Source organism: Bradyrhizobium valentinum, from assembly GCF_001440405.1.
Classification (GTDB): domain Bacteria; phylum Pseudomonadota; class Alphaproteobacteria; order Rhizobiales; family Xanthobacteraceae; genus Bradyrhizobium; species Bradyrhizobium valentinum.
The window spans coordinates 36,127-53,216 of record NZ_LLXX01000119.1 but is presented as its reverse complement, the minus strand read 5'-3'; the positions used below and the strand labels follow the sequence as shown (position 1 = coordinate 53,216).

The window sequence follows — 17,090 nt, the reverse complement described above, 5'->3', positions numbered from 1 at the left end:
GTTCACGACAAAAATGGGGTGCTCATGTCAGACGAACCAAACAGGGGCCTGCAGTCTCCGCTTCGCCGCAAACTGCTGATGGGCGCGGCGGCGTTGCCGCTCGTTTCGATCCTTCCCCGACCCTCGTTCGGGGCCGGTCCCGCAACCGCCACCGTCAACACGACGGGCCTCGCGGTAACCGATACCGAAGTCACCGTCGGTATCCTGCATTCGGCCACCGGCACGATGGCGATCTCGGAGACCGGCTCGATCCAGGCCGAAAAGCTCGCGATCGAACAGATCAATGCCGCCGGCGGCGTGCTCGGCCGCAAGATCAAGTTCATCCAGGAAGACGGCGCCAGCGATTGGCCGACGTTTGCCGAAAAGGCCAAGAAGCTTCTGGTCAACGACAAGGTCGCGGCGATCATGGGTTGCTGGACCTCGGCATCCCGCAAGGCGGTGCTGCCGGTCATGGAGCAGTACAACGGCATGCTCTATTATCCGACCTTCTATGAAGGTCTCGAGCAGTCCAAGAACGTCATCTACACCGGCCAGGAAGCAACCCAGCAGATTCTCGCCGGCCTGAACTGGATCGCCAAGGAGAAGGGCGCCAAATCGTTCTTCTTCATCGGCTCGGACTACATCTGGCCGCGCACCTCGAACAAGATCGCGCGCAAGCACGTCGAGAACGTGCTGAAGGGCAAGGTCGTTGGCGAAGAGTACTACGCGCTCGGCAGCACCCAGTTCAATTCGGTGATCAACAAGATCAAGCTGACCAAGCCCGACGTGATCTTCACCGACGTCGTCGGCGGTTCGAACGTCGCCTTCTACAAGCAGCTCAAGGCGGCCGGCGTCGACTTATCGAAGCAGGCGCTGCTGACGATCTCGGTGACCGAGGATGAAATCGACGGCATCGGCGGCGAGAACATCGCGGGCGCCTATGCCTGCATGAAGTATTTCCAGTCGCTCGACAACGCCAACAACAAAACGTTCGTTCCCGCCTTCAAGAAGCTGTGGGGCGAGAAGACCGTGATCGGCGACGTAACGCAGGCCGCCTATCTCGGTCCGTGGCTGTGGAAGTTGACCGTCGAGAAGGCCGGTAGCTTCGACATCGACAAGATCGCAGCCGCCTCAGCCGGCGTCGAATTCAAGGACGCACCCGAAGGCTACGTGCGCATCCATGAAAACCATCACCTCTGGTCGAAGACCCGGGTCGGGCGCGCCAAGCTCGATGGCCAGTTCGAACTGATCTTCGAAACCGCCGATCTGATCGAGCCCGATCCGTTCCCGAAGGGCTACCAGTAAGCGCGCGAACGCTTCCGCCACTTTCTCCAGCAGCTCCCTGGCGTGGACCGTCAATCCACGCTTGACGACCCCGCGTCGCGACTTTGCTCGCGCGCGGGACCTTATCCCCCGACGGAGAAGTCAGATGTTCGGCGACTACTCGATTGGCGATCTGGGCTCCATCTTCGTCATGCAGGGTTTTGCGGGCCTGATCCTGTTTTCCGTCTACGTTCTGATGGCGCTCGGCCTTGCGATCATCTTCGGCCAGATGGGCGTCATCAACATGGCGCATGGCGAGTTCATGATCCTCGGCGCCTACGTCACCTGGATGACGTCGAGTTTATTCCAGAGCTATCTGCCATCACTGTTTTCAGGATATTTTTTCCTCGCGATGATCCTGGCATTCATTGCCTCCGGCGCATTGGGGATGCTGGTCGAATGGGGGCTGATCCGCCATCTCTACAAGCGCCCGCTCGATACGCTGCTCGCCACCTGGGGCCTCAGCCTCATCCTCCAGCAGACCTATCGTTCGGTATTCGGCGCCCGCGAAGTCGGAGTCGAGCTGCCGCAATGGATGCTGGGCTCGCTCAAGGTCACTGACAGCATCGAGGTCCCGATCAACGGCGTGTTCGTGATGGGCCTGACCGTGCTGATCACCATCGTGGTCTCCTATGTCTTGTACAAGTCGCGCTGGGGCCGCCAGGTCCGCGCCGTCGTGCAGAACCGTATCATGGCCGGCGCCGTCGGCATCAATACAGAGAAGGTCGATCGCTACACCTTCGGACTCGGCTGCGGCATCGCCGGCGTAGCCGGAAGCGCCTTCACCATGATCGGTTCGACCGGACCGACGTCGGGCCAGCTCTACATCGTCGACACCTTCCTGGTGGTCGTGTTCGGCGGCGCAGCCAGCCTGCTCGGCACCATCGCCTCCGCTTTTTCGATCTCGCAGACCCAGTCGACGCTGGAGTTCTTCACGTCGGGGTCGATGGCCAAGGTGCTCACGCTTCTCGCCGTCGTCGGAATTCTGATGCTGCGGCCGCAGGGTCTGTTCGCCCTCAAGGTCCGCAAATAACGAAAGCAGGCACGGTCATGATCATCACCTCGCGCTTTTTCAATCGATCCGAGCTCATTGGCTTCGTTGCGCTGGCCCTGGTCCTGGTCGTGATCCTGCCCCTGTCGCTGGATGTGTTCCGTCTCAACCTGGTCGCGAAATATCTGACCTACGCCTTTGTCGCGATCGGCCTCGTGCTTTGTTGGGGATATGGCGGCATCCTGAGCCTGGGGCAGGGCGTGTTCTTCGGCCTTGGCGGCTACTGCATGGCGATGTTTCTCAAGCTGGAAGCATCCAGCGTCGAGAACACCAAGATCCAGTCCACGCCCGGTATCCCGGATTTCATGGACTGGAACCAGATCACCGCGCTGCCCCTGTTCTGGCAGCCGTTCCACAGTCTCACCTTCACCGTTCTCGCCATCATCCTGGTCCCAGGCCTCTTCGCTCTGATCATCGGCACCGCAATGTTCAAGCGCCGTGTCGGCGGCACCTATTTCGCGATCATCACCCAGGCCGTCGCCGCCATCCTGACCATTCTGATCGTCGGGCAGCAGGGCTACACCGGGGGCATCAACGGCATGACCGACCTGCGAACGCTGAAGGGATGGGACATCAGGCCGGACCACGCCAAGATCATTCTCTACTTCTTTGAAGTGTTCCTGCTGTTCGGCTGCATCCTCATCGCGCAATTCATCAGGCTGACAAAGCTTGGCCGCATCCTGGTGGCGATGCGCGAACAGGAAGATCGCGTCCGCTTCTCCGGCTACAGCGTCGCCAACTTCAAGATCTTTGCCTTCTGCATGGCTGCGATCTTCGCCGCGATAGGGGGCGCCATGTTTGCGCTCAATGTCGGTTTCATGTCGCCGTCCTTTGTCGGCATCGTGCCGTCGATCGAAATGGTGATCTACACCGCGGTCGGCGGGAGGATGTCGATCTTCGGCGCGGTGTGGGGGGCGCTGCTGGTCAATTTTGCCAAGACCGGCCTTTCGGAATCCTTCCCGCAGCTCTGGCTGTTCGGCCTCGGCGCGTTGTTCATCGCGGTCGTGCTGGCCTTCCCGAACGGCCTGTCGGGAATCTGGGCTGATTACGTTCAGCCGCGCATCGACCGGCTGCTGGCATCGCGCAAATCAAAGTCGGGCAGCCCGTGGGCCGGCAATTCGGTCGCTGACGGTGCGCCGGCAGAGTGAGGAGGCAAGCATGCTCATCGGTCACCTCGGTTGCCGATGCCACACTGGCGGAATGAGGAAATAGATCATGCTCATCGGTCACCTCGGTTGCCGATGCCACACTGGCGGAATGAGGAAATAGATCATGCTCATCGGTCACCAGCCCAAACCCTTCCTGCTCGCGGTCGAAGCGCTCACGGTGTCATTCGACGGTTTCAAGGCCGTGAACAACCTCTCGTTCTATGTCGAGGAGAACGAGATCCGCGTCATCATCGGCCCCAACGGCGCCGGCAAGACCACGGTGCTCGACCTGATCTGCGGAAAGACCAAGGCGACCTCAGGTTCGATCCAGTTTCGCGGCAAGGAGCTGACGAAGCTGAAGGAGAACCAGATCGTGCAGACCGGCGTCGGGCGCAAGTTCCAGACGCCGTCGGTGTTCGAGGACCTGACCGTGTTCGAGAACCTGGAGATTTCCTATCCGCGCGGCCGCACCGTGTTCGGCTCGCTCGCCTTCCAGCGCGATGACGCCGTGAAGCAGCGCGTCGAGGAGGTCGCCGAGATGATCTTCCTGAAGGATCGTCTCGACACCTATGCCGACCAGCTCAGCCATGGCCAGAAGCAGTGGCTCGAGATCGGCATGTTGCTGATCCAGGACCCGGAGCTCCTGATGCTCGACGAGCCTGTCGCCGGCATGAGCGTCAGCGAGCGCGCCAAGACCGCGGAGCTGCTCAACCGCATCATCAAGGATCGCTCGGTGCTCGTTATCGAGCACGACATGAAATTCGTCGAGGACATCGCCCACAAGGTCACGGTGCTGCACCAGGGCCAGATCATCTCCGAGGGCACGATGGAGAAGGTCAAGAACGATCCGAAGGTGATCGAAGTTTATCTCGGGCATTAGCGCATGATCCCGGAAAGTGGCGTCCGGTTTCCGGACAAGATCATGCGCCGGAAAATATGGAGTGGGGGACAATGCTTGCTATTTCGGATCTTCACGTCGCCTACGGCCAGAGCGAGGTGCTGCACGGCCTCAACGTATCGGTGGCGCCCAACGAGATCGTCGCGATCATGGGCCGAAACGGCATGGGCAAGACCACGCTGATGAAGTCGCTGATGGGCATCCTGCCGGCCAAGAGCGGCTCGGTGAGCATGGACGGCACCGAGCTCAGCGCGCTGCCGAGCTACGAGCGCGTCGCCAAGGGGCTCGCCTACGTGCCGCAGGGTCGCATGATCTTCTCGACTATGACGGTAAAGGAAAACATCGAAACCGGGCTTGTGGTGTCGGGTGGCTCGGAGGTACCCGAAGACATCTATGAACTGTTTCCGGTTCTGCTCGAAATGAAAAGCCGCCGCGGCGGTAACCTCTCCGGCGGTCAGCAGCAGCAGCTCGCGATCGCCCGCGCGCTCGCCACCAAGCCGAAAGTGCTGCTGCTGGACGAGCCGACCGAGGGCATTCAGCCATCGATCATCAAGGACATGGCGCGGACCCTGAAGCGGATTCGCGACGAGCGCGGCCTGTCGATCGTCGTCTCCGAGCAGGTCCTTAGCTTTGCGCTCGATATCGCCGATCGCGTGCTGGTGATCGAAAACGGCGAGATCGTCCGCGACGATCCGCGCGACAGCGTCGATGCCGCGCAGGTCTCGAAATATCTGTCCGTCTGAACCTTAGCCTGTGTTTAAAAAGGGGAGCTATCGATGCCAGAGACACTGATCAAGGTCGATCTTTCGAAGTCGGCCTACGACAACGACATGATCCACAACCGCTGGCATCCCGATATTCCGATGGTGGCGTGGGTCAATCCGGGCGATGATTTCATCATCGAGACCTATGACTGGACCGGCGGCTTCATCAAGAACAACGATTCCGCCGATGACGTGCGCGATATCGATCTCTCGATCGTGCACTTCCTGTCCGGCCCGATCGGCGTCAAGGGTGCCGAGCCCGGCGATCTGCTCGTGGTCGATCTGCTCGATGTAGGCCCGCTCAAGGAAAGCCTCTGGGGCTTTAACGGGTTCTTCTCCAAGCAGAATGGCGGCGGCTTCCTGACCGATCATTTCCCGCTGGCGCAGAAATCGATCTGGGACATCAAGGGTCTCTATACGTCGTCGCGCCACGTGCCGGGCGTGAATTTTGCCGGCCTGATCCACCCCGGCCTGATCGGCTGTCTGCCCGATCCGAAATTGCTGGCAACCTGGAACGAGCGCGAGACCGCACTGATCGCGACCAATCCGACCCGCGTGCCGGGCCTTGCCAATCCGCCGTTTGCCGCGACCGCTCACGCCGGCCGCGCCAAGGGCGATGCCAAGGCCAAGGTCGGCGCGGAAGGCGCGCGCACCGTGCCGCCGCGCGAGCATGGCGGCAATTGCGACATCAAGGATCTGTCGCGGGGCTCAAAGATCTACTTCCCGGTCTATATGCCCGGCGGCGGCCTTTCGATGGGCGATCTGCACTTCAGCCAGGGCGACGGCGAGATCACCTTCTGCGGCGCGATCGAGATGGCCGGCTGGCTGCACCTCAAGGTCGATATCATCAAGGACGGCGTCGCCAAGTACGGCATCAAGAATCCCGTGTTCAAGCCGTCACCGATCACACCGAACTACAAGGACTACCTGATCTTCGAGGGCATCTCGGTCGACGAGGCCGGCAAGCAGCATTACCTCGACGTCCACATCGCCTACCGGCAGGCCTGTTTAAACGCGATCGAATACCTGAAGAAGTTCGGCTATTCCGGCGCGCAGGCCTATTCGATCCTCGGCACCGCGCCATGCCAGGGCCACATCTCGGGCGTGGTCGACGTGCCCAACGCCTGCGCCACGCTGTGGCTGCCGACGGAGATTTTCGACTTCGACATCATGCCGTCCTCAGCGGGGCCGATCAAACACATCAAGGGCGACATCCAGATGCCGATCTCGCCGGACAAGTGATCCCTGCGCGAGAAGGATGCGGGACGGCATGCGTGCCGGCCGGCCCGCGTCCGCCAATCGCGGCGAATGGAATCCATTCGCTACTCACCATTCGCTACTCGCCCCTTCAAGGAAATGCAGATGCCCGTCTACGAATATCTCTGCAACAATTGCGGCCCGTTTACGGACATACGGCCGATGGCCGAATTCGAGGACCCGCAGGACTGCCCGCGCTGCGAGACTGAATCGCCGCGGGTGATCCTGACCGCACCGGCGTTCTTTTGCATGCCGTCAGACAAGCGGAAGGCGCACGCCACCAACGAACGCAGCGCCAATGCGCCGAAGACGCTCGGCGAATACAAGGCCTCGCACGGCCCCGGTTGCGGCTGCTGTTCAACCGGAAAGCAGAAGCCGGCCCGGCTTATGACGAAGACAAGAAGCGGGGCCAAGGGCTTTCCCACCGCGCGGCCCTGGATGATCAGCCACTGAGGCGCGATCCGTCAAACTCAAACCAGAACAAGAGGCGATGCAATGCTTCACGGTGACATTTCTTCCAGCAACGACACAGTCGGCGTCGCAGTCGTCAATTACAAGATGCCGCGCCTGCACACCAAGGCCGAGGTGCTCGATAACGCGCGCAAGATTGCCGACATGATTGTGGGTATGAAGCTCGGCCTGCCGGGCATGGACCTCGTGATCTTTCCGGAATATTCCACTCACGGCATCATGTACGACTCGAAGGAGATGTACGAGACCGCCTCGCAGGTCCCGGGTGCCGAGACCGACATCTTCGCCGAAGCCTGCCGCAAGGCCAAGGTCTGGGGCGTGTTCTCGCTCACGGGCGAGCGCCACGAGGAGCACCCGCACAAGGCGCCCTACAATACCCTGATCCTGATGAACGACCAGGGCGTGATCGTCCAGAAGTACCGCAAGATCATGCCATGGGTGCCGATCGAAGGTTGGTATCCCGGCAACTGCACCTATATGTCGGAAGGCCCGAAGGGTCTGAAGGTCAGCCTGATCATCTGCGACGACGGCAACTTTCCGGAGATCTGGCGCGACTGCGCCATGAAGGGCGCCGAGCTGATCGTGCGCTGCCAGGGCTACATGTATCCGGCCAAGGAGCAGCAGATCCTGATTTCCAAGGCGATGGCCTGGGCCAACAATGTCTATGTCGCGGTCGCCAATGCCGCCGGCTTCGACGGCGTCTATTCCTATTTCGGTCACTCCGCGATCATCGGCTTCGACGGCCGCACCCTGGGCGAAACCGGCGAGGAAGAGTACGGCATCCAGTACGCGGGACTATCGAAGAGCCTGATCCGCGATGCCCGCCGCAACGGCCAGTCGCAGAACCATCTCTTCAAGCTCTTGCATCGCGGCTACACCGGCATGATCAATTCCGGCGAAAGCGCGCGCGGCGTTGCCGCGTGTCCCTATGATTTCTATGCGAAGTGGATTGCCGACCCCGAAGGCACCCGCGAAATGGTCGAGGCGATGACGCGGCCGACCGCGGGCACCGACGAGTGCCCGATCGACGGTATCCCGAACCAGGCGACGGCGAGCAATTACTGACGATAGACATCTTGGTTGATGTGGCAACAGCCATTAAACCCTCATGGTGAGGAGGCGCGCAGCGCCGTCTCGAACCACGAGGCCCCGCTGGCGCCATTCATCCTTCGAGACGCCGCTCCGCGGCTCCTCAGGATGAGGTCTGGCAACTCGCAGTAAATCGTAGGGTGGCAAAGCGACTTGCTCGCCGCGAGCGAAGGCGGAAGCGTGCCCACCATTCGCGATGAACGTCGCTGTGAGATGGTGAGCACGGCGCTACGCGCCTTTGCCCACCGAAGCTACTTTGTTTCGAGGCGGGAGAAGCGAAAATTGCAGTGGCTAGCGCCGCCAGCCAGCGTTTGGGTTCGTTCCAAACGAATGCCACGAGTTGCGTAGGCTTCGAAATCAAGCCCGCAAATGTGCGGCAGGATTTCTTTATCTCCGTGGCCAGCCGCGAATTTGCAGAAGCCACAAGCCTTGTAGTCGATGCCGAATTCAAAGTTGTCGCCCGGCGCCGGCTCGACGAAATCGTAGACGAAATCTTCCGGATATTCTTCCTCATGGCTTTTTGCAGCCTGCTCGCGCAGCAAGGTCTGATTCTCTGGCGACATGAACTGACGCCCCGAGGCGAGCCGTTCGGCTTCGGGTACGGTGAGCAATTGCGCCTTGTAGGTTTCTCGCTCGATATTGCCGATCACGGGCAGCGGCACACCGTGTCGGCGGAGCACCCGGCCGATGGCCATAAAGCCCATTAAACGCATGAAGAAATCGCTCATGCGACTTGCCGCGCCGCCGACATAAGGCATCTGGATGAGCACGATTTCGAATTCGTCCATCACCTCCTGTTTGATCCCGTCAATGTTGGATAGCTGCGCCTGCTCGCGCAGCGTCGCTTCGGCAAGGTCGAGGCGTTGGCGCATGGCGGCCTCCATTGCACCGCGATGCGTCTCGTAGAAGGGATGAATTTCAGGCATAGGACATCACATCCTCTCCAGCACCGCTACTACGCCTTTCATTCCGCAGCGATCGCCTCGATCTCCAGCAACCATTTTCCATCGACGGTTTCAGCAATCATCACCGTGGATGCGGGCTCATGTCCGTGCAGCATCTTGCGGCGAACCGCGCGGTTGGCCGTGACCTGGCTTCGGTCGGTCAGGAAGGTATTGATCTTGACCAGATGCTCGACGCCGAGGCCGGCAGCGCTGAGTACCTCGATGACGTTGCGCCAGGCTTGCTCGCATTGCGCCTCGAAACCTTCGGGCACGCTGCCATCAGCTTTTTCCGGTACCTGGCCGCTGACGAACAGCAGCCGGCGATGCTGGGAAAGTTCGAGCCCCATGCTGTAGCCGCTGGAGGGAGCGTGGACGCTTGCGGGATTATGGCGGACGATTTGAGCCATGTTACATTGTCTCCTGTTCGACGAATTCCAGCGCCAGGCCGTGCGACACCGCGGGCGGGATCAGAAGCACAGCGCCGGCAACCTCGAAGGTGGCGCCGTTGTTTTTCAATACCTGCCTTGTCGCATCCAGATCGGTGACCGCCAAACGCGCTGCGCAAAAGCGCGGCGATGTATCGCCGGCGAGGCCCGGCAGCCGGCGCGCCATCTCGGCCGGACCGAGCACGGTGATCCGGTCGCCGCTTGCCCCGACCGTCAGTCGTCCCGGCACAAGCTGGGCCGTACTTTCCGTGAGGTGCTCGAGGAAGCTGCGGTGCGCCGCCGGCTCCGGCGCCGACATCACGACTTCGATCACGCGTAAGGCGCCGTTGGGGTGGCGCTGATACTGGGGCTTCCAGAACAGCTCCGGCGGGTGACGCTGCTCGCAGGTGAAAAAGGCGATCCCGGGCATGGCGGACCCAGTGGCGAAGGCCAGTGAAAACTCGAGGCGTGCGGTGCCTCCGCCCGGAAGCACCGCGTCGCGGCCAAAATCAAATGGCGCATAGGCGCCGATGTGATTGGCCTTAAAGCGCGCCGCATCGGCATGGGCGTCGTCGCTGTGCAAAGCCAGCATCGACATTCCCTCAGCGGCGGTAAGAAAATCCCGGTTGTGGGCGCCGAAGCTGAACTGACCTGGCGCGGCTGGCGGCACCGCCGCAGCATCGGTGACGGCCAGCAGCTCCAGAAAATTGTTCCCGAACATCGCGAGGCGGTTGCTGGTTCCGAACGGATGCACGCCGGTCGGCGTGAGGTTAAAACCGAGCGTCTGCCAATCCAGCGCAGCCTGCGTCAGATCGCGGACACAAATGACGAGATGATCTAGACGGCGGGGCATGGGGTCTCCGGATGCTGCGGGCTGACCGTAACCGGCGGCATCACGGCGGGGCAAAGCATTGTTGCTGTGGTTCAGCGCAAGAAAATCTATTGCAAGGCCAGCGCCTATCAGTGACAAACTGGACGGTGATGACCTACATCCTTCCACCGCTTAATGCGCTCCGCGCATTCGAAGCCGCGGCGCGGCATCTCAGTTTCAAGCTCGCCGCGCATGAGCTGCATGTGACACCCGCCGCCGTGGGGCAGCAGGTGAAGGCACTGGAGGCGCGTCTGGGCGTGCGCCTGTTCGAACGGCTGCATAAGCAGCTCATCTTGACCGCGGCCGGCCAGGCCTATCTGCCGGAAGTATCCGACGGCTTTCGTCGCATCGCCGATGCGACTGCGCAATTGAAGCCAGTCGGCGCGGCGCTGCTGCAGCTCGGCGTGCACGGCAGCTTCGATCTGCGCCGTCTGGAACTGGAGCAGTTTCGCTCAAGCCACGCCGAAATCGGCTTGCGGGTGCTGCAGCCCGCGGGCTTGCACGAGTTGATCGAAGGCAAGGTCGATGTGCTGATCGCCCGCGGGGTCGGCCACCATCCGGGCTACCGCTGCGACCGCGTGACGGAAGGCTCTGGACTCGGCGATTGGCTGATCGCGCCTGCCGGTACGGCGGATTGTCCCGAGATATCAAGCTTCCGCGATTGGCTGCGCGGCCTGCCGGCCGATAACTCGCTCGCACTACATCGCCGTCATCGTTTGGTCGGCATCGTCAGAAGTTGAGGTGATCTTGAAACAGAAAAAATTCGGCACGCATGGCCCCGACGTATCCGTGATCGGGCAGGGCACCTGGTATCTCGACCGCGGCGACCGCAAGGCGGCCGTCGCGGCGTTGCGCCGTGGCATCGAGACAGGCATGACGCATATCGACACCGCCGAGATGTATGGCGACGCCGAGCTCGTGATCGCAGACGCCATCGCCGGCTTGCCGCGCGAAAAACTCTTCCTCGTCTCAAAGGTGCTGCCGAGCAACGCCTCGCGGCGCGGCGCCATCACGGCTTGCGAGCGGTCCCTGAAGCGGCTGAAGACCGATCATCTCGATTGCTATCTCCTGCACTGGCGCGGCTCGTATCCATTCGAGGAGACGGTGGCGGCGTTCGACGAACTGGTGGCTGCCGGAAAAATCCGCTCCTGGGGTGTCAGCAATTTCGATTCTGACGATCTCGACGAGTTGCTCGATGTCGCGGGCGAGGGCAAGATCGCCTGCAACCAGGTGCTCTACCATCTGCAGGAGCGCGCGATCGAGCATGCGGTCATCCCGTGGTGCGAGAAGCACGGTGTCGCCGTCGTCGCCTATTCGCCGTTCGGACATAATGATTTTCCGCCCGCGCGCAGCAAGGGCGGCGAGGTACTGCAGGCGCTTGCGGATGCGCACAAGGCGAGTCCGCGTCAGGTCGCGCTGGCGTTTCTCACGCGTCTGTCATCCGTGCTCGCGATTCCCAAAGCCTCGAGTGTGGAACACGCGGCGGAGAATGCCGGCGCAGGCGATTTGAAGCTGAGCGATGCGGAAATCGCCGCGCTCGATAAGGCGTTTCCGCGCGGGCCCAAGCCGCGCGGCTTGCCGATGCTCTGACGGAACACCGTCCTTAACAAAGTATTGCAATCGCGCCCTCCGCGCATATCCGCATCCTGTTTTCGGACCTAGTCGCCTCCCGCGATCTGGTGTTTTTTATAGCCTCGCCCGATTCGAACACTACTGCCTTTCGAGATTGCCGTGACACCGCCCCCCGCCGCAGCCGCGAGGCTGGACAGCGCTCCATTACCTTTGCCCGAGAAGAAGTCCGTCGCCCGCAAGGCGCCCGCGCGCGCCGACCGGCCGTTCAAGGGCATCGCGCTGGTGCTGGCCTCGACGGTCTTTCTCGGCGCCTCCGACGTGACGGCGAAATACCTCTCGGCGACGCTGCCCTCGATCGAGATCGCCTGGATCCGCTTCCTGGTGTTCGCGCTGATCATGACGCCGGCTATGATGCCGGGTTCCCCGCTCTTTGCGCTGCAGACCAAACGCCGCGGCCTGCATCTGTTGCGCGGCGCGGCGCTGCTTGGCTCGTCGCTGTTCTTCATCTCCGGCCTGCGGTTCCTTCCCATCGCCGAAGCCTCCGCCACCGGATTCGTCGCGCCGCTGTTCGTCACGGCGCTGTCGATTATTTTCCTCGGCGAAAAGGTCGGCCTGCGCCGCTGGATCGCCACCGCAGTGGGCCTGATCGGTGTGCTCATTATCCTGCGTCCGGGCACCGGCGCGTTTCACCCGGCGGCGTTCTTTCCGCTGGTCTCGGCGCTGGCCTGGGCCTGCACGCTGATCATGACGCGGATGATGAGCGGCACCGAACGCGCCATCACCACCATGACTTATTCATCGATCGCGGGCCTCTTCATTCTCTCCGCGCTGGTGCCGTTCGTCTGGGTGACGCCGACCTGGCACGACATCGCCTTCGGCGTTTTGATCGGCGTCGCTTCGACCGCGGGGCAGTGGATCGTGGTGCTGGCGTTCCGGTACGCCGACGCCTCCGTGCTGGCGCCGTTCTCCTATATGCAATTGCTGTGGGTCAGCGTGCTCGGCTTCCTGGTCTTCGGCGAGGTCCCTGACGCCTACACCATCACCGGCGCTGCCTTCATCGTTGCCAGCGGGCTCTATACCGCCCATCGCGAGCGTATCAGGCGCTCGCAGCTTCTCTCCGTCTCGGGCGAGCCGTCGCCAAACGCCTGATTCTGCCCGGCCGCTGTCGTAGCTGGGCCGCCGAGACGTGGCGCGAGTGCCACAGCGGCGCCGCAAAACGCCTGGTTGTGGCGCAAATCTGCCGGATTCAACCTCGCATCCGTAATTCCACGGCGGAACCCATGCTAGTGAGTTCCGATGGCGCCGCAGAGCGCCGGGGAATGGGGTTCGGGCGTTGCATTTTCAGTTGCTGTCGTCGGCGCAGGGCCGACGTCGCCGGGATGCGGCTGCATGCGCAGTCGCGATATCGGCATTTCTCGTCGGTCCTGGCCTGACGACGCCCGCGAACGCGGCTTGCACGCCCGATCCGGCATCGAGCGGCCAGACCGTCACCTGCAGCGGCAACACCCCGGGCGGCTTTCAGGCCGGCGGCGGCGTCAGTAATCTCACCGTCAATGTACTGCCCGGGGCAATCGTTGGCGACGGCGGCGGCGCAGCGATCAGCGTCCTGGATTTCGGCAGCACGATCACCAATAGCGGCACGTTGACCGCGGCGGCATTCAGCAACGGCATCTTCGTATTGAGTGACGACAACACTACCAACAATCTCGCGAGCGGAATCATCACCGTTGGTGCCAATGCCGCGGGCATCTCCTTGCATGGCGAGCGCGGGACGATCGGCAACGCCGGCGCCATTGCGGCGGGCGATTCTGGCGTCGGCATCGACGTGTTTGGCAACGACGCAAAGATTGCAAGCAGTGGGACGATCACTGTCACCGACAGTGCGGCGGCAATCTCCGCGCAGGGGGATCGCGCGGTGATCACCCACAGCGGCACGATTAATGGCGGTGTAGGAAGCGCCGGTGTCACTTTCCTTGGCCCGTCCGGCACGATCAACAACAGCGGCCGCATCCTGCTCGGCGACAATTCCGTCGGCATCGTCGTGGGTGACGATTTCAACACCATCACCAACAGCGGCACTATCACCGTTGGAAATGGCGGCGCCGGCATCGTCGTCACCAGTTTCGTCGGCAGCAACTCCATCATCAACACCGGGACTATCAACGTCGGCGCCGGCGCGACGGGTATCCTCGTCAGCGGCACCGGCACCGTTTTCAATTCGGGCACCATCAACGCCGCGACCGGCTCCGCGGCGATCGAGTTCTGCGGCGGCTGCGGCATCCCCAATGTGCTGACGCTGGGCCCGGGCAGCGTCATCAACGGCTTCGTGCTCGGCACCGGCATCGACACGCTTCAGCTCGGCGGCACCGGCAAGGACACCTTCAACCTCAGCCTGATCGGCGCCGGCCAGCAGTATAGAGACTTCTCGACCTTCAATAAGGTCGACAGCTCGAACTGGAGCGTCATCGGCACTGGCGCGCAGAACTGGAACGTGCTCGGCGGCACGCTCTCGGTCAACGGCGTGATCAACGGTCTCGTGACCGTCAATGCCGGCGGCACGCTCGGCGGCATCGGCACGATCGACAATGTCTTCGTCAATGGCGGTACGCTGGCGCCGGGCAATTCGATCGGCACGCTCAACGTGGCGGGCAGCCTGACGTTTTCGGCGGCTTCGAGCTACATGGTCGAGGTCTCAGGCGCGAGCAGCGATCTGACCCGGGTCAGCGGCGTGGCGACCCTTGGCGGCGCCACCGTCGTCGTCATTCCCAGCGGTACGGTGACGAAGCAGTACACGATCCTGACCGCGACCGGCGGCGTGCCCGACACGTTCAACCCGGTGGTATCTGGCGTTTCGCCTAACCTGAACCCGGCCCTCAGCTACGACGCCAACAACGTCTATCTGAATTTTGCGCTGAACTATGGCGGCGGCCTCAATGTCAATCAGCAGAACGTCGCCAACGCGCTGACCAATTTCTTCAATACCACCGGCGGCATTCCGGCCGGCTTCGCCTCGCTGTCGCCGGCCGGCCTGACGCAGGTCTCCGGCGAACTCGCGACCGGCTCGCAGCAGGCGACTTTTGATGCCATGAACCTGTTCCTCTCGCTGATCTCAGATCCGTTCGTGGCGGGCCGCAATGGCGGCCTCAGTGGCAACACCGGTGCGATCCCGTTCACCGAAGAGAGCGCGCTCGGCTATGCCGCGAAGAAGCCCCGAGCCGCGCGCGACGCCTTCGCCAAGTTCCCGACCAAGGCGGATGTTGCGCGCAATGATTTGTTCAATCAGCGCTGGAGTGTCTGGGGTTCTGCCTATGGCGGCGGCAGCAACACGTCAGGCAATGCCGCGCTTGGATCGAACGACGCGACCGCACGCGCGTTCGGTTTTGCTGTTGGCGCCGACTATCGCTTCTCGCGCGACACGCTGGCCGGATTTGCGCTCGCCGGCGGCGGCACCAATTTCAGCGTCCGCGGTTTCGGCTCCGGGCGCTCGGATCTGTTCCAGGCCGGCGCCTTCGTGCGTCACAACATCGGCAAGGCCTATATCACCGCTGCGGCGGCCTATGGCTGGCAGGACGTGACGAGCGACCGCACCGTCACGGTGGCCGGCTTCGAGCGCCTGCGTGCGCAGTTCAACGCCAACGCCTGGTCCGGCCGCATCGAGGGCGGCTACCGCTACACGACGCCCTGGATGGGCATCACGCCCTACGCCGCCGGCCAGTTCACCACCTACAGCCTGCCGGCCTATGCCGAGCAGGTGCTGGCGGGCGCCGGCACGTTCGCGCTGAACTATGCGGCCAAGGACGTCACGGCTTCGCGCACCGAACTCGGCGTTCGCACCGACAAATCCTTTGCCGTGCCGAACGGCATCCTGACCCTGCGCAGCCGCGCCGCCTGGGCCCATGATTTCAATACCGATCGCAACGTCACGGCATTGTTCCAGACGCTGCCGGGTGCGGCCTTCGTCGTCAACGGCGCGGCGCAGGCGTATGACTCGGCGCTGGTGACGGGCAGTGCCGAGATGAAATGGCTGAACGGCTGGTCCGCCGCCGCCATCTTCGAAGGGCAGTTCTCGAACGTCACCAATTCCTACGCAGGGAAGGGCGTTGTGCGCTATGCGTGGTGAACCTCCGTGGTAATGTGAGGGGAAACCACGGGAGGAACTTTGGTGCGCGCTGCCATTTTCAGAAGCGGCGAGATCGTCGTCGACGAGATGCCCGAGCCCAAGCCGGGCGCGGGCATGGTGCTGGTGAAGTCGCTCGCCTGCGGCATCTGCGGCTCCGACCTGCACGCGCGCAAGCACGCGCACCGCATGGTCGAGCTGGCAAAGCATTTTCCCGGTCGCAAGCCGATGGACCTTTCCCGCGATGTCGTGTTCGGCCATGAATTCTGCTGCGAGGTGCTCGACTACGGTCCGGGCACCACGAGCAAATTCAAGCCCGGCACCAGGGTCTGCTCGCTTCCCGCGCTGCTGACCGCGGACGGCCCGCAAGGCATCGGCTACTCCAACGACAATATCGGCGCCTATGCCGAGCGCATGCTGCTCAGCGAAGCCTTGCTGCTGGAGGTCCCCAACGGCCTCGCCGCCGAACATGCCGCGCTGACCGAACCGCTGGCCGTCGGCGTCCACGCGGTGGCGAAAGCCAACATCAGGGGTGGCGAGGTGCCGCTCGTGATCGGCTGCGGGCCGGTCGGCCTCGCGGTCATCGCCGCGCTGAAGATCAGGGGATTGCACCCGATCGTTGCCGCCGATTATTCGCCGGCACGCCGCGCACTCGCCGAAAAGCTTGGCGCCGACGTGGTCGTCGATCCCGCGCGCTCGCAGCCTTATGCGACATGGGCCGAGCACGCCCAGATGTCGCCCGAGGAAAAGGCCGCGCGTCCGCCGCTGCAGGCGCTGTTGCCCGCGCTGAAGCCTGCACTGATCTTCGAATGTGTCGGCGTTCCCGGCCTGATCCAGCAGGTGTTCGAAGGCGCGCCGCGCGATGCGCGCATCGTCGTGGTCGGCGTCTGCATGGAGACCGACCGCTCCGAGCCGATGCTCGGCATCCTCAAGGAACTCAATGTTCAGTACGTCTTGGGCTACACGCCGGAGGAATTCGCGTACTCCTTGCGCCTGGTCGCGGAAGGGCAGGTCGATGCGGCCTCGATGGTGACCGCCAGCGTCGGCATCGACGGCGTCGCAAAAGCGTTCGCCGATCTCGCCAATCCGGAAGCGCATACCAAGATCATCGTCGAGCCGTGGCGGTGATGATCTTCTGAGCCATATGGCAACCATTAAACCCTCATGGTGAGGAGGCGCCT

16 protein-coding genes are annotated in these 17,090 nt (G+C 62.5%); 13 read left to right on the top strand and 3 right to left on the bottom strand.

The genetic code is table 11. The annotated features are described in order from the left end of the window. Nucleotides 1-24 precede the first annotated feature (24 nt). The 8 genes from urtA (at nt 25) to CP49_RS18335 (ending at nt 7,956) form a co-directional block, all read left to right on the top strand. On the top strand, nt 25-1,284 hold the full coding sequence (urtA, locus tag CP49_RS18370; RefSeq protein WP_057851612.1) for an urea ABC transporter substrate-binding protein: 1,260 nt from the start codon (nt 25-27) through the stop codon (nt 1,282-1,284). A 124-nt stretch (nt 1,285-1,408) separates the two neighbouring features. Beyond that, on the top strand, nt 1,409-2,335 hold the full coding sequence (gene urtB, locus CP49_RS18365; protein ID WP_057851611.1) for an urea ABC transporter permease subunit UrtB: 927 nt from the start codon (nt 1,409-1,411) through the stop codon (nt 2,333-2,335). A gap of 17 nt (nt 2,336-2,352) precedes the next feature. Then, entirely contained in the window at nt 2,353-3,501 is a 1,149-nt protein-coding gene (gene urtC, locus CP49_RS18360) for an urea ABC transporter permease subunit UrtC (protein WP_057851610.1), read from the top strand. 124 nt (nt 3,502-3,625) lie between these two features. Then, nucleotides 3,626-4,381 (top strand): urea ABC transporter ATP-binding protein UrtD, encoded by a 756-nt coding sequence (gene urtD, locus CP49_RS18355; protein ID WP_057851609.1) that lies wholly within the window; start codon nt 3,626-3,628, stop codon nt 4,379-4,381. A gap of 71 nt (nt 4,382-4,452) precedes the next feature. Continuing rightward, nucleotides 4,453-5,142 (top strand): urea ABC transporter ATP-binding subunit UrtE, encoded by a 690-nt coding sequence (gene urtE, locus CP49_RS18350; RefSeq protein ID WP_057851608.1) that lies wholly within the window; start codon nt 4,453-4,455, stop codon nt 5,140-5,142. Nucleotides 5,143-5,175: 33 nt separating this feature from the next. Then, nucleotides 5,176-6,405, top strand: a complete 1,230-nt coding sequence (gene fmdA, locus CP49_RS18345; protein WP_057851607.1) for a formamidase — start codon at nt 5,176-5,178, stop codon at nt 6,403-6,405. Between the two features lie 120 nt (nt 6,406-6,525). After that, nucleotides 6,526-6,873 (top strand): FmdB family zinc ribbon protein, encoded by a 348-nt coding sequence (locus CP49_RS18340; RefSeq protein WP_057851606.1) that lies wholly within the window; start codon nt 6,526-6,528, stop codon nt 6,871-6,873. Nucleotides 6,874-6,915: 42 nt separating this feature from the next. After that, a complete protein-coding gene (locus CP49_RS18335; protein ID WP_057851605.1) occupies nt 6,916-7,956 on the top strand; it encodes an aliphatic amidase in 1,041 nt (346 codons plus the stop codon). A 275-nt stretch (nt 7,957-8,231) separates the two neighbouring features. Here CP49_RS18335 and CP49_RS18330 read toward each other — a convergent pair whose 3' ends face one another. From CP49_RS18330 to CP49_RS18320, 3 genes are read right to left on the bottom strand one after another with little or no spacing between them, the layout of a single operon-like run. Beyond that, nucleotides 8,232-8,906: an L-2-amino-thiazoline-4-carboxylic acid hydrolase gene (locus CP49_RS18330; RefSeq protein WP_057851604.1), complete on the bottom strand. Its 675-nt coding sequence runs from the start codon at nt 8,904-8,906 to the stop codon at nt 8,232-8,234. Between the two features lie 38 nt (nt 8,907-8,944). Then, the gene (locus CP49_RS18325) at nt 8,945-9,331 is read right to left on the bottom strand and encodes a RidA family protein (RefSeq protein WP_057851603.1); all 387 of its coding nucleotides are present in this window, start codon (nt 9,329-9,331) and stop codon (nt 8,945-8,947) included. Between the two features lies 1 nt (nt 9,332). After that, a complete protein-coding gene (locus CP49_RS18320; protein ID WP_057851602.1) occupies nt 9,333-10,202 on the bottom strand; it encodes a VOC family protein in 870 nt (289 codons plus the stop codon). A gap of 128 nt (nt 10,203-10,330) precedes the next feature. Between CP49_RS18320 and CP49_RS18315 the strand changes: the two genes are divergently transcribed. From CP49_RS18315 to CP49_RS18295, 5 genes are all read left to right on the top strand, one after another. Further along, nucleotides 10,331-10,960, top strand: coding sequence for a LysR family transcriptional regulator (locus tag CP49_RS18315; protein ID WP_057851601.1), 630 nt, complete (start codon nt 10,331-10,333; stop codon nt 10,958-10,960). 7 nt (nt 10,961-10,967) lie between these two features. Beyond that, nucleotides 10,968-11,810: an aldo/keto reductase gene (locus tag CP49_RS18310; protein WP_057851834.1), complete on the top strand. Its 843-nt coding sequence runs from the start codon at nt 10,968-10,970 to the stop codon at nt 11,808-11,810. Between the two features lie 141 nt (nt 11,811-11,951). Beyond that, complete coding sequence (locus CP49_RS18305) at nt 11,952-12,941, top strand: DMT family transporter (RefSeq protein WP_082646085.1); 990 nt, start codon at nt 11,952-11,954, stop codon at nt 12,939-12,941. Nucleotides 12,942-13,125: 184 nt separating this feature from the next. Next, on the top strand, nt 13,126-15,912 hold the full coding sequence (locus tag CP49_RS18300; protein WP_057851599.1) for an autotransporter outer membrane beta-barrel domain-containing protein: 2,787 nt from the start codon (nt 13,126-13,128) through the stop codon (nt 15,910-15,912). Between the two features lie 42 nt (nt 15,913-15,954). Continuing rightward, nucleotides 15,955-17,037 carry a zinc-binding dehydrogenase gene (locus CP49_RS18295; RefSeq protein WP_057851833.1) on the top strand — a complete coding sequence of 361 codons (1,083 nt, stop codon included), beginning with the start codon at nt 15,955-15,957 and terminating at the stop codon, nt 17,035-17,037. The last annotated feature ends 53 nt before the right edge of the window (nt 17,038-17,090 follow it).

What these genes read in the sequence shown, in the direction of transcription:
- urtB (WP_057851611.1), top strand. Translation starts at nt 1,409, where the DNA reads ATGTTCGGCGACTACTCGATTGGCGATCTGGGCTCCATCTTCGTCATG.
- CP49_RS18315 (WP_057851601.1), top strand. Translation starts at nt 10,331, where the DNA reads ATGACCTACATCCTTCCACCGCTTAATGCGCTCCGCGCATTCGAAGCC.
- CP49_RS18325 (WP_057851603.1), bottom strand. Translation starts at nt 9,331, where the DNA reads ATGGCTCAAATCGTCCGCCATAATCCCGCAAGCGTCCACGCTCCCTCC.
- CP49_RS18340 (WP_057851606.1), top strand. Translation starts at nt 6,526, where the DNA reads ATGCCCGTCTACGAATATCTCTGCAACAATTGCGGCCCGTTTACGGAC.
- CP49_RS18335 (WP_057851605.1), top strand. Translation starts at nt 6,916, where the DNA reads ATGCTTCACGGTGACATTTCTTCCAGCAACGACACAGTCGGCGTCGCA.
- urtD (WP_057851609.1), top strand. Translation starts at nt 3,626, where the DNA reads ATGCTCATCGGTCACCAGCCCAAACCCTTCCTGCTCGCGGTCGAAGCG.
- CP49_RS18320 (WP_057851602.1), bottom strand. Translation starts at nt 10,202, where the DNA reads ATGCCCCGCCGTCTAGATCATCTCGTCATTTGTGTCCGCGATCTGACG.
- urtA (WP_057851612.1), top strand. Translation starts at nt 25, where the DNA reads ATGTCAGACGAACCAAACAGGGGCCTGCAGTCTCCGCTTCGCCGCAAA.
- urtE (WP_057851608.1), top strand. Translation starts at nt 4,453, where the DNA reads ATGCTTGCTATTTCGGATCTTCACGTCGCCTACGGCCAGAGCGAGGTG.
- fmdA (WP_057851607.1), top strand. Translation starts at nt 5,176, where the DNA reads ATGCCAGAGACACTGATCAAGGTCGATCTTTCGAAGTCGGCCTACGAC.
- urtC (WP_057851610.1), top strand. Translation starts at nt 2,353, where the DNA reads ATGATCATCACCTCGCGCTTTTTCAATCGATCCGAGCTCATTGGCTTC.
- CP49_RS18330 (WP_057851604.1), bottom strand. Translation starts at nt 8,906, where the DNA reads ATGCCTGAAATTCATCCCTTCTACGAGACGCATCGCGGTGCAATGGAG.